1 protein-coding gene is annotated in these 14,091 nt (G+C 64.3%); it reads left to right on the forward strand.

Translation table 11 applies throughout. The features are described from left to right. The first annotated feature begins 57 nt into the window (after window positions 1–57). A complete protein-coding gene (locus CLM72_RS11985) occupies window positions 58–14,091 on the forward strand; it encodes a non-ribosomal peptide synthase/polyketide synthase (protein WP_105226584.1) in 14,034 nt (4,677 codons plus the stop codon).

Below are 14,091 nucleotides of genomic sequence, written 5' to 3' on the forward strand. Positions count from 1 at the left end.
GTTTTATAGGGACGACGTGCCTTTGTGCTTCCCGCCTATTGCCCCGGATTCCAAGAAATGAATGCTGAAGACTCCTTGAAACTTGCTCGCCGGTTTATCGGGCTGCCCCTGGAAAAACGCCAACTGTTCCTGCAAGCCTTGCAGAAAGAAGGCGTGGATTTTTCAAGGTTTCCGATTCCGGCAGGGGTGGAGGTGGAGGACCGCCAGGCGCTGTCCTACGCGCAGCAGCGCATGTGGTTTCTATGGCAGTTGGACCCGGCCAGCGGCGCCTACAATTTGCCCGGCGCAGTGCGCTTGAGGGGGGCGCTGAGCCTGCCAGCGCTGGAGCAAGCGTTCGCCAGCCTGGTGGCGCGTCACGAAACCTTGCGCACGGTGTTCCAGCGTCAGGCTGATGAGCGGCTGGCGCAGGTGGCGGTGGAGCCGTCGGTGACCGTCGAGCACCTGGACTTCACGGCCTTGGCCATCGACGCACGGGAGCAGGCCGTCAACGCCGCCGCCACCCGTCAATCGCTGTTGCCGTTCGACCTGGAGCACGGGCCACTGCTGCGCGTGCAACTGCTCAAGCTTGCCGAGCAGGAACACGTGCTGCTGCTGACCCTGCACCACATCGTTTCCGACGGTTGGTCGATGAATGTGCTGATCGACGAGTTCATCCGCTGCTATGACGCCCATGAGCGCAACGAAGCGCCCCAACTGCCGGCGCTACCCATCCAGTACAGTGACTACGCCCTGTGGCAGCGCCGCTGGCTGGAAGCGGGCGAGCAGGCCCGCCAGTTGGAGTACTGGCAGGCTCGCCTGGGCGATGAACATCCGGTTCTGGAGCTGCCCACCGACCACCCGCGCCCGGCCATGCCCAGCTACCAAGGCACACGGCACAACTTCGCGATTGAGCCGGCACTGGCCGCGCAACTGCGCAGCTGCGCGCAAAAACACAACGTCACCCTGTTCATGCTGCTGCTCGGTGCCTTCAATGTGCTGTTGCACCGCTATACCGGCCAGGGCGACATTCGCGTCGGTGTGCCGATTGCCAATCGCAATCGCACCGAAGTCGAGGGGCTGATCGGTTTCTTCGTCAACACCCAGGTTTTGCGCACCGAACTGACCGGGCAAACGCGGGTTGCCGAGTTGCTGCAAGGTATCAAGGAGCATGCCCTGGGCGCCCAGGCCCATCAGGAGCTGCCCTTCGAACGGCTGGTGGAAGCGCTGAAAATCGAGCGCAGCCTGAGCCACACGCCGCTGTTCCAGGTGATGTATAACCATCAGCCGGTAGTCGCCGACATCGCCTCGGTCAGCACTGCATCGGGGCTGGAACTGGCCCTGGTGGAATGGCAAGGCCGCACCACCCAGTTCGACCTGACCCTGGACACCTATGAAAAGTCCGGCACCCTGCATGCCGCGCTGACCTACGCCAATGACTTGTTCGATACGCCCACCATCGAGCGCATGGCCCGGCATTGGATCAGCCTGTTGCAAGCCATGGTGCTCGATGGCGAACAGCGCATTGGCGAATTGCCCATGCTTGACGCGGCTGAACAGCAACGGCTGGTCCACACCTGGAACCAGACCGCCGAGGCGTACCCGACCGAGCGCGGGATTCATCACCTGATCGAAGACCAGGCGCGGCGCAGCCCCGATGCACCGGCACTGTTGTTCGGTACCACCATTTTGACCTACGCCCAGCTGGATGCGCGCGCCAACCAGTTGGCCCATGCCCTGGGCGAGCAGGGCGTGGGGCCCGACGTGCTGGTAGGTATCTGCATCGAGCGCTCCATCGAAATGGTGGTTGGCCTGCTGGCGATTCTCAAGTCCGGTGGCGCCTACGTGCCCCTCGACCCTGAGTACCCCCGGGAACGCCTGGCCTACATGATCGAAGACAGCGGCATACAACTGCTGCTCAGCCAGCAGAGCTTGCTGGCGTCGCTGCCCGTCGCCGGTATCCAGGTAATTGCCCTGGACCAGCCGGCGCTATGGCTCGACGGCTACAGCAGCGAATCGCCGAACGTGGCCTTGCATACCCTGAACCTGGCCTACGTGATCTACACCTCGGGCTCCACCGGCAAGCCCAAAGGCGCCGGCAATAGCCATCGCGCCTTGGTCAACCGCTTGAGCTGGATGCAGCAGGCGTATGGCCTGGGTGCCAATGACGCGGTGTTGCAGAAAACCCCGTTCAGCTTTGACGTGTCGGTGTGGGAGTTCTTCTGGCCGCTGATGACCGGCGCCCGCCTGGTGGTCGCGGCGCCTGGCGAACACCGTGAGCCGGCGCGCCTGATTGACACCATTGGCCGACACGCCATCACCACCTTGCACTTCGTGCCGTCGATGTTGCAGGCGTTTATCCATGAGCCGGGCGTACAGGCGTGCGCAAGCCTCACGCGCATTGTGTGCAGCGGCGAAGCCTTGCCCCTGGATGCGCAACAGCAAGTGTTCGCCAAGTTGCCCGCTGCGGCGCTGTACAACCTCTATGGCCCGACCGAGGCGGCCATCGACGTCACGCACTGGACCTGCATTGACGAAGGCGCCGACAGCGTGCCCATCGGCCGCCCCATCGCCAACCTCGGCACCTACGTGCTGGACGCGCAACTCAACCCGGTGCCGGCCGGCGTCAGTGGCGAACTCTACCTGGGCGGCGTCGGCCTGGCGCGCAGTTACCATCGACGCCCGGCGTTGACCGCCGAACGTTTTGTGCCCAGCTCGTTCTTGAAGGGCGAACGCCTGTATCGCACCGGTGACCGCGTGCGCCAGCGTGCCGATGGGGTAATCGAATACCTCGGCCGTCTCGATCATCAGGTCAAGTTGCGCGGCTTGCGTATCGAGCTGGGCGAAATCGAAGCACGCCTTATGCAGCATCCACACGTGCGCGAAGCCGTGGTACTGGTACAGGGCGGCAAGCAGTTGGTCGCCTATCTTGTACACGAAGGCGAGGCGCCAACGGACCTCAAGGAATGGTTGCTCAGCAGCTTGCCGGAATACATGGTGCCGACGCATTTCATTGCGCTGCCCAAGCTGCCGGTGACCGCCAACGGCAAGCTCGACCGCAAGGCGTTGCCACTGCCGGATGCGGCATTGCAACAGGCATTTGTCGCCCCCCAAGGCGACCTGCAAACAGCCCTGGCTGCCATCTGGAGCGACGTGCTGGGCGTTGAGCAGGTCGGCCAGGACGATAACTTCTTCGAGCTGGGCGGCGATTCGATCATCTCTATCCAGGTGGTAAGCCGCGCCCGTCAGGCCGGCATTCGCCTGAGCCCGCGTGACCTGTTCCAGTACCAGAGCATCCGCAGCCTGGCTCTGGTGGCGCGCTTTGAGCAGGTCAGCCTGATCGACCAGGGCCCGGTCAGTGGCGAGGTGATGCTGACGCCCGTGCAACACAGTTTTTTCGACCAGCCGATCCCGGCGCGGCATCACTGGAATCAATCCTTGTTGCTGGTGCCCGGTGAGGTGCTTGAGCCTGCACGGTTGGAGGCCGCGCTGGCGCGGTTGATCCAGCATCACGACGCTTTGCGCCTGCGCTTTGTGCAGCAGGCTGGCGGCTGGCAGCAGAGCCATGCTGCCTATGTCAGCGAACCGCTGTTGTGGCAATGCCAGGCCGGCACCGACGCTGAGCTGGCGGCGCTGTGTGATGAAGCCCAGCGCAGCCTTGACCTTGCCCAAGGCCCGCTGCTGCGCGCCGCGTTGGTGAGCATGGCCGATGGCAGCCAGCGTGTGCTGTTGGTGATCCATCACTTGGTGGTGGATGGCGTGTCCTGGCGCATCCTGCTTGAAGACCTGCAACAGGCCTACCGCGAACAGGTGCTGCCGGCAAAAACCAGTGCCTACCAGCGCTGGGCGCAACAGTTGCACCGCCACGCGCAGACCGTCGAGGAGCAACTGCCTTACTGGCAAGCCCAATCCATCGACGCCGAGCTGCCGTGTGATCACCCCGAAGGCGGCCTGCAAAACCGCCTGGGCGCCAAGCTGGAAACACGCCTCGACGTCGAGCACACCCGCCGACTGCTGCAAGACGCGCCAGCGGCCTATCGCACCCAGGTCAACGACCTGCTGTTGACCGCCTTGGCGCGGGTGATCAGCCGCTGGAGCGAGCAATCTGCTGCGCTTATCCAATTGGAAGGTCACGGCCGTGAAGACCTCTTCGACGACATCGACCTGAGCCGCACCGTCGGCTGGTTCACCAGCCTGTACCCGGTGCGCCTGCACGCCGAAGGCGAGTTGCCCGAGGCGATCAAGGCGGTGAAGGAACAACTGCGCGCCGTGCCCGACAAAGGCCTGGGCTACGGCCTGCTGCGCTACCTGGGCGCGCCACACGCGCAGGAAAGCCTGGCGAACCTTACCGCGCCGCGCATCACCTTCAACTACCTGGGCCAGTTCGACCGTCAGTTCAACGAGTCGGCACTGTTTGTGCCGGCCAGTCAGGGCAGTGGCCAGGCCCAGGATCCAGAGGCACCGCTGGCCAACTGGCTGACACTGGAAGGTCAGGTGTATGGCGGCGAGCTGTCATTGCAATGGGGGTTCAGCCGGGAGATGTTCGAGGCGGCAACTGTTCAAGGTCTGGCGGACGAGTACGCAGCCGAACTCAGGGCGCTGATCGAGCATTGTTGTGCCACGCCGGCAGGCCAGGTGAGCCCGTCGGATTTCCCGCTGGCACGCCTCACCCAGCAGCAACTGGATGCCTTGCCCGTGGCCGGGCCGGCGATTGCCGACCTTTATCCGCTGTCGCCGATGCAGCAAGGCATGCTGTTCCACACCCTGTTGGAACCCGAGGCCCAGGCCTACATCAACCAGTTGCGCCTGGACATCGAGGGCCTTGATTTGCTCGCCTTCGGGCGTGCCTGGCAGGCCGCACTGGACCGTCACGACATCCTGCGCAGCAGCTTCCATTGGCTGGGCCTGGACAGTGCTCATCAGCTGATCCAGCGCCAGGTCGACCTGCAACTGCAAGTGATCGAAGACCCCGACGCCGATTTCGACACCCTGGCCCAAGCCGAACGCGAACGCGGTTTTGCGCTGAATGCCGCGCCGCTGTTTCGCCTGACGCTGGCGCGCGGTGCCGGTGCGGCCTGGCACTTTATCTTCACCAGCCATCACATCCTCATGGACGGCTGGAGTAACGCGCAGTTGCTCGGTGAAGTCATCGCTCACTATGCGGGGCAGGCAGTGCCGGCGCCGCTCGGGCAGTTCCGCGATTACCTCGCCTGGCTGCAACAACAATCCTCGGGCGAAGCGTTCTGGAAAAACGCCCTGGCGGCATTGCCGGCGCCGACCCTGCTGGCGCAAGCGCTGCGCACGCCGGTAGACGGGGTGGGCATGGCTGACCATCACGTGGCGCTGGAGAGCGACTTTACCCGCCGCCTCGGCGAGTTCGCACGCCAGCACAAAGTCACCCTCAATACTCTGTTGCAAGGGGCTTGGAGCCTATTGCTGCAACGCTACACCGGCCAGGACTGCGTCGCCTTCGGTGCCACCGTGGCCGGGCGTTCCGCACCGCTGCCGGGGATCGAGCAGCAACTGGGCCTGTTCATCAACACCTTGCCGATCATCAGCGCAGCCTCGCCAGCCCAGTCGGCCGCAACCTGGCTCAGCGAACTGCAAGCGCTCAACCTCAGCCTGCGCGACCATGAACATGTGCCGCTCTACGACATCCAGGGCTGGGCCGGCCAGCAAGGCGCGCTGTTCGACACCTTGCTGGTGTTCGAGAACTTCCCGGTCGCCGAGGCGCTCAAGCAAGGCGCGCCGGCCGGCCTGACCTTCGGTCGACTGCACAACCATGAGCGCACGCACTATCCATTGACTCTGGGCATCGAACTGGGCGCCAGCCTGCGCCTGGAATTCAGCTATGACCGTGCCCAGTTCAGCGAGGCGCACGTGGCGCAGCTGAGCGCCAACTTGCAACACCTGCTGGCGCAATTGCTCGCAGATGCTCACATGCCGCTGGGCAACCTGCGCCTTCTCGATGTCCCTGCGCAACGGCAGATGCTCGCTCTGAGCCGCTCAGCCGCAGCGCCCCAGGCCAACGAACGCGTGCATCAGCGTATCGCAGCCCAGGCCGAGGCGACGCCAGACGCCCTGGCTGTACAGGCTGGTGACGCCAGCTTGAGCTACGCCCAGTTGAACCAGCGCGCCAACCGCCTGGCCCATCGCCTGTTGGCGCTGGGTGTCGGCCCCGGCCAACGGGTGGGCCTGGCTTCGCGGCGTGGCCCGCAATTGATCGTCAGCCTGCTGGCAGTGCTCAAAAGCGGGGCGGCCTACGTACCGCTGGACCCTGAATACCCGGCGGAACGTTTGGCCTACATGCTCGCCGACAGCCGCCTGGACGTGCTGCTCAGCGAAACCGGCTTGCTCGCCGACTTGCCTTTGCCCCGCGGCCTGACCCGCATGGATTTCAGCGCCAGTGGCGACGAACTGACCGGCTACCCGACGACCAATCCGCCTAATCACGCGGCGGCGGCTGACCTGGCCTATGTGATCTACACCTCTGGCTCCACCGGCCAGCCCAAAGGCGTGGCCATCGACCATGCCGCCCTTGGCCAGTTCTGTGACAGCGCCACGCTGTACAGCCGACTGAGCGCCGAGGACCGCGTGTTGCAGTTTGCGACCTTCAGTTTCGATGGTTTTGTCGAACAGTGCTTCCCGCCCCTGTGTGCGGGCGCGGCGTTGGTCATGCGTGGCGACGAACTCTGGGATGCCGGGCAACTGGCGCAAGAGATTGTCGAGCAGGGCGTGACCCTGGCCGATTTGCCCGCCGCCTACTGGTACCTGTTGGCGCAAGAGTGCGCCGAGCACCGTCGCTCCCTGGGCAAGCTGCGCCAGGTACATGTGGGGGGTGAAGCCATGTCAGTGGAGGGCGTGCGTGCGTGGTACGCCGCGGGCTTGGGCAATGTGCGCCTGGTCAACACCTACGGGCCGACCGAAGCCACGGTGGTCTCCAGCGTGCATGAGTGCCAATTGGCCGATGCCAACGATGCCTACGGCGTGCCAATCGGGCAGGCGATTGCCGGGCGCGGCCTGTATGTACTCGACAGCGGTTTCGAACTGTTGGCCACCGATGGCGTGGGCGAGCTGTGCATTGGTGCTGAGGTTGGCTTGGCGCAACGCTATTTCGACCGCCCGGCGCTGACCGCCGAGCGCTTCTTGCCGGACCCGTTTTCCGCCATGCCCGGTGCGCGGCTTTATCGCAGTGGCGACCTGGCCCGGTACAACCCGGCGGGTGCGCTGGAGTACGTCGGGCGTATCGACCATCAAGTGAAGATTCGTGGCCTGCGTATCGAAATGGGCGAAATCGAAGCCAGCCTGCAAGCCTTGCCCAACGTGCGAGAAGCCGCCGTGCTTGCGCAGCCGAGCGCGACCGGCGTGCAGTTGGTGGCGTACGTGGTGCCCGCCGAACGCCAAGCGCTGGAGGCCCAGGCACTGGCGGCGCGCTTGCGCCAGACGTTGCCGGACTACATGGTGCCGGGCCATTGGGTGGTCCTCGATGCCTTGCCGTTGAACCACAACGGCAAGCTCGACCGCCGTGCGCTGCCCACACCCGACCTGAACCAGGCCAGCGCCGCCTACGTGGCGCCGCAAAGTCCATTGCAAATCCAGTTGGCGGCGATCTGGCAAGCAGTGTTGCAGGTCGAGCAGGTTGGCCTGGAAGATCACTTCTTCGAACGCGGCGGCCACTCCTTGCTGGCCACCCAAGTGATCTCCCGGGTGCGCCACGATCTCAAGCTGGAAGTGCCGTTGCGGGCCCTGTTCGAACAGCCGACGCTGGCCGCTTTCGCAGCGGCGTGCGCAGGCGTGCAGGCCGATACCGCGCCTGTGATGCAGGCGGTTGGCCGTGAGCAGCCGCTGGCGTTGTCCTTTGCCCAGGAGCGGCAGTGGTTTCTCTGGCAATTGGATCCCACCAGCGCGGCCTATCATGTGCCCAGCGCCTTGCACCTGCGTGGTGAACTCCACATCGCGGCGCTGGAGCGCGCCGTCGAGGCCCTGGTGCAGCGCCATGAACCACTGCGCACCACCTTTGTGGAGTCGGGCGAGCACACCGTGCAAGTCATCCACCCAAGCCTGGCAGTGCCGGTTGAACAACAAGAGGTCGACGCCGGCGCTATCGAGCAGGCTGTCACCGAAGAGATCCAGCACCCGTTCGACCTGCGCAACGGCCCGCTGATGCGCGTCAAGTTGCTGATCGTCGCGCCTGATCACCATGTGCTGGTCATCACCCAGCACCACATCATCTCTGACGGCTGGTCGATGCAAGTGATGATCGACGAGTGGGTGGCGCTCTACCAAGGCGACGCAGGGTTGCCGGCCTTGCCGATCCAGTACGCCGACTACGCCCAGTGGCAGCGCGACTGGATGGCGGCTGGGGAACAACAACGCCAGCTCGATTACTGGTGCGCTAGTCTGGGGCACGAACATTCGTTGCTGGACCTGCCGCTGGACTATCCACGCCCCGCAGTGCAGAGCCATCGTGGCGCGCGCCGCCAGATTCATCTGGAGCGTGCGCTGCTGACTGAACTCAAGGCCCTGGCCCAGCGTCAGGACGTGACGCTGTTCATGCTGTTGCTGGCCTCGTTCCAGACCTTGCTGCACCGCTACAGCGGCCAGGCACAGGTGCGTGTCGGCGTACCGGTCGCCAACCGTAATCGCTTCGAAACCGAGCGACTGCTGGGCTTTTTCGTCAACACCCAGGTGCTGCAAGCTGACGTGCACGGGCAGATGCCGTTCGACCAGTTGCTGGCCCAGGTCAAGCAGCGTGCCCTGGAGGCGCAGGCCCATCAGGACCTGCCGTTCGAGCAGCTCGTGCAAGTGTTGCAGCCCGAGCGCAGCCTGAGCCATAACCCGCTGTTCCAGGTGATGTTCAACCATCAGGACAGCCTGCGTTCAGCCCCGGTGCAATTGCCCGGCCTGGCTTTGCAGCCAGTGGATTGGGCCGGTCACAGCACGCAATTCGACCTGAACCTGGAAACCGAGGAATCGGTGGACGGTCTCTGGGCCTCGCTGACTTACGCCACGGATCTGTTTGACGCGGCGACCGTGGAACGCCTGGCCGAGCATTGGCAAAACCTGCTGCGCGCAGTCCTGCAGGATGCCTCGGTGGCCTTGGACGACCTGGCGATGCTCAGCCCGTCGCAATGGCAGCACATGGTGCACGACTGGAACCGGAGCGACACCGACTACCCACGCGAACGCTGCGTACACCAGTTGTTTGAGGCCCAGGCCGCGGCGCAACCCGACGCCATCGCGCTGCACTTCAATGACGAGCACCTGAGCTACGGCGAACTCAACCGTCGCGCCAATCGGCTGGCCCATCGTCTGATCGACATGGGCGTCGGCCCGGACGTGCTGGTGGCAGTACACGTGGAGCGTTCCCTGGACATGGTGGTTGGCTTGCTCGCGACCCTCAAGGCCGGTGGCGCCTATGTGCCGCTCGACCCACAATTCCCTGCAGAGCGCCTGGCCTACATGCTTGAAGACAGCCGCGCCCAAGTACTGCTGACGCAACCGCACCTGCTGGGGCACCTGGCTCAGCCGCACGGCGTGCAGGTGCTGATGGTGGAGGAGGCCGGCACAGCGCAGCACAACCCCCAGGTTGCCGTGACACCGGAGCATCTGGCCTACGTGATCTACACCTCTGGCTCCACTGGCAAGCCCAAAGGGGTGATGGTTCGTCACAAGGCGCTGTGCAGCTTCACCAGCGGCATGGCCGGCACGTTGAGTATCGGCCAGGATGCGCGGCTGTTGTCGCTGACCACCTTCTCGTTCGATATCTTCGCCCTGGAGCTGTATGTGCCGCTGAGTGTCGGCGGTACCGTGTTGCTGAGCACCCAGGCAACGGCCCTCGACCCCGAGACGATCCTCGATCTGGCTCAGCGTCAGGCGGCGAATGTGCTGCAAGCCACGCCCTCGACCTGGCGCATGTTGCTCGACAGCCCACGGGCTCATTCACTGCGTGGCATCGCCTGCCTGTGCGGTGGCGAAGCGCTGCCCGTCGATTTGGCCCAGCGCATGCTCGAACTGCAAGGCCCACTGTGGAACCTCTATGGCCCGACGGAAACCACCATCTGGTCGGCGGCTCATCGTTTGCACCAGGCATTGCCGTTCGTTGGACGGCCCATCGCCAATACCGGCTTGTTCATCCTCAATGCCGGTCTCACGCCATGCCCCCAAGGTGTGTCCGGTGAGCTGCTGATCGGCGGTGTCGGCTTGGCGCGGGGTTACCACGGGCAGCCGGCGCTGACCGCTGAGCGCTTCGTGCCCAACCCGTTTGGAGCTCCGGGCGAACGCCTGTACCGTACCGGTGACCTGGCACGCTATCGGGCCGACGGCCTGGTGGAATACATCGGCCGCGTCGACCATCAGGTCAAGGTCCGGGGTTTCCGTATCGAGCTGGGTGAAATCGAAGCCTGCTTGCGTGAGTTCGACGGCGTACGCGAAGCCGTGGTGCTGGCCGATAACGACCGGCTGATCGCTTACCTGGTCAGCGCCGCGCCGCAGGCGTCGCAGGTCTATAAAACCGCGCTGCGCGAGCGCTTGCCGGACTACATGGTGCCCGCGCAGTGGCTGTTCCTCGACAGCCTGCCGCTGACCCCCAACGGCAAGCTCGACCGCAAGGCATTGCCCAAACCGGATGTCAGCCTCTCGCTCAAGGGCCATGTAGCGCCCGTCACCCCGCGCGAGCAGCAGGTGGCGGCGATCTGGGCCGAGGTACTGGAGTTGCCCCAAGTGGGCCTCGACGATCATTTCTTCGAGTTGGGCGGGCATTCATTGCTGGCCACGCGGGTGGTGTCACGGGTGCGTCAGGCCCTGGCGCTGGAAGTCCCACTCAAGGCCTTGTTCGAACAGCCGCTACTGGGTGATTTCGTGCGGGCCTTGGGCGAGGAGGGCGTCACCGCGCCGGCGTTGATCAAGGCAGACCGCACGCAGCCTCTGCCGCTATCTTATGCCCAGGAGCGCCAGTGGTTCCTCTGGCAACTGGACCCGGCCGGCGCCGCGTATCACATCCCCAGCGCCTTGCGTTTGCAGGGGCCGTTGGACCTGACCGCGCTGCAAGAGAGCTTTGATAGCTTGCTGGCTCGCCATGAAAGCCTGCGCACGTATTTCCGTCAGGACGCCACTGGCGCGGTTCAAGTCATTGACGCCCAGGGCCGGGTCGATATCGAGCAGGTCGACAGCGACTATGCCGGCCTCAAGGCGCGGGTCGCGCAGGTGGTCGCCCAGCCTTTCGACCTGCTGCGTGGGCCGCTGCTGCGGGCCACCTTGCTGCGCCTGGCCGAGGACGACCACGTGCTGGTGCTGGTGCAGCATCACATCGTTTCTGACGGTTGGTCGATGCAGTTGATGGTCGAGGAGTTGGTGCAGGCGTATGCCGCTAACAGCCAAGGCCAGGACGTGCAATTGCCGGCGCTGCCGATCCAGTACGCCGATTATGCCGTGTGGCAGCGCGGTTGGATGGAGGCGGGGGAGCAGGCGCGTCAACTGGCCTACTGGCGCGAGCAGTTGAGCGGCGAGCAACCGGTGCTGGAGTTGCCGTTCGACCAGCCGCGCCCGGCACAGCCAAGCCATCGTGGCGCACGCTTGGGTATCGAGTTGCATCCGGAGTTGTTGGGCAGTTTGCGCGCACTGGCGCAGCACGCTGGCGTCACGCTGCCGATGCTGCTGCTGGCGTCTTACCAGGCGTTGCTGCATCGCTACAGCGGCCAGGAAGATGTGCGCGTAGGCGTGCCGATTGCCAACCGCAACCGCTTGGAAACCGAGGGGTTGATCGGCTTCTTCGTCAACACCCAAGTGCTCAAGGCCGATATCCACGGGCAAATGAGCACCGAGCAACTGCTGCACCAGGTGCGTCAGCGCTCCCTGGAGGCCCAGGCTCACCAGGACCTGCCGTTCGAACAGCTTGTGCAGGCATTGCAACCGGAGCGCAGCCTTAGCCTGAGCCCGTTGTTCCAAGTGTTGTTCAACCACCGTGTGAGCGCTGCCGACAGCCATCTGCATCGCCTGGCCGACCTGCACGTCGAAGTCCTGGATCTGGACGAAGGCGTGGCCCAGTTCGACCTGGCGCTGGATGTGGAAGAAAGCCAGACGGCCCTGCGTGCCTCTCTGAGTTATGCCACCGATCTGTTCGCCGTGGCGACCATCGAGCGCATGGCCGGGCATTGGCAGAACCTCTTGCGGGCAATGGTGATCGACCCACAGCAACCCATCAGCCAATTGAGCCTGCTGGGCGAGGACGAGCAACAGCAGATTCTTGAGCTGTGGAACCAGGCCGACGCCGGCTTCTCAGCCGAGCGCCTGGTGCATGAATTGGTCGGCGATCGCGCCCGGCAAACCCCGGACGCAGTGGCGGTTAAATTCGACGCGCAAACCCTGACTTACGGTGAACTGGATCGCCAGGCCAACCGCCTGGCCCGTGCCCTGATCGCCCGTGGCGTCGGCCCGGAAGTGCGGGTAGCCATCGCCATGCCGCGCAGTGCCGAGATCATGGTGGCGTTCCTGGCGGTGATGAAAGCTGGTGGCGTGTATGTGCCGCTGGATATCGAATACCCACGTGATCGCCTGCTGTACATGATGCAAGACAGCCGTGCGCAACTGCTGCTGACTCACAGCCGGGCGTTGCAGCAACTGCCAGTCCCCGAGGGCCTGGATACCCTGGCGATTGATCGCACCGAAGAGTGGGCCGGTTACAGCGCTACGGCACCGGATGTGGCGCTGGACGGCGACAACCTCGCCTACGTGATCTACACCTCCGGCTCCACCGGTTTGCCCAAGGGCGTGGCGGTGTCACACGGCCCGCTGGTGGCGCATATCATCGCCACTGGCGAGCGCTATGAAACCTCACCGGCCGATTGCGAACTGCACTTCATGTCGTTCGCTTTCGACGGCTCCCACGAAGGCTGGATGCACCCGCTGATCAACGGCGCCAGCGTGTTGATCCGTGACGACAGCCTGTGGCTGCCGGAATACACCTACGAGCAGATGCATCGCCACAACGTGACCATGGCGGTATTCCCTCCGGTGTACCTGCAACAGTTGGCCGAACATGCCGAGCGCGATGGGAACCCACCGCCAGTGCGGGTGTACTGCTTCGGTGGTGATGCCGTTGCTCAAGCCAGCTATGACCTGGCGTGGCGCGCGCTGAAACCTAAATACCTGTTCAACGGCTACGGCCCGACCGAAACCGTGGTCACGCCGCTGCTGTGGAAGGCACGCAAGGGCGACCCCTGCGGAGCCGTCTACGCGCCCATCGGTACCTTGCTGGGCAACCGCAGTGGCTACGTGTTGGATGCGCAACTGAACCTGCAGCCCATCGGCGTAGCCGGCGAGTTGTACCTGGGCGGCGAGGGCGTGGCCCGGGGTTATCTGGAGCGTCCGGCGTTAACCGCCGAACGCTTCGTGCCGGACCCGTTCGGCAAGCCCGGCAGTCGCGTGTATCGCAGCGGCGACCTGACCCGCGGTCGTCCGGATGGCGTAGTGGATTACCTGGGGCGTGTGGACCATCAGGTGAAGATCCGTGGTTTCCGTATCGAACTGGGGGAAATCGAAGCGCGCTTGCGCGAGCAAGCCAGTGTCGGTGAAACCGTGGTGGTCGCTCAGGAGGGGCCGACCGGCAAACAACTGGTGGCCTATGTGGTACCGGCCGACGCCAGCCTGGCCGACCAGGTTGAGTTCCGTGACGCCCTGCGTCGTGCCCTGAAAGCCGACCTGCCGGACTACATGGTGCCCAGCCACTTCGTATTCCTGGCGCAGATGCCGCTGACCCCCAACGGCAAGCTCGACCGCAAAGGCCTGCCGGTGCCGGATGCGAGCCAGATGCAGCAGCAGTACCTGGCCCCGCAAACCGAGCTTGAGCAGCAGATCGCCACGATCTGGGCCGACATTCTGCACCTGCCGCAAGTGGGCCTGAACGACAACTTCTTTGATGTCGGTGGCCACTCCTTGCTGGCGATCCAGATTACCTCGCGGGTGCAGGCCGAGCTCGGCCTGGACGTACCGTTGATGGAACTGTTCCAGACTGAATCGCTGCGCGCCTACGTGCAGGCCGCAGCCACTTTCCGCGCCGGCAGCGTGGAAGACTTTGATGACCTTCGTGACTTTTTGAGCGAACTAGAGGCGATTTGA

Origin of the sequence: Pseudomonas sp. MYb193 (assembly GCF_002966775.1) — a bacterium.
Lineage (GTDB): Bacteria > Pseudomonadota > Gammaproteobacteria > Pseudomonadales > Pseudomonadaceae > Aquipseudomonas > Aquipseudomonas paracarnis.

Bases quoted from the DNA above. Each gene is read 5' to 3' on its own strand.
- CLM72_RS11985 (WP_105226584.1), top strand. From the start codon at position 58: ATGAATGCTGAAGACTCCTTGAAACTTGCTCGCCGGTTTATCGGGCTG.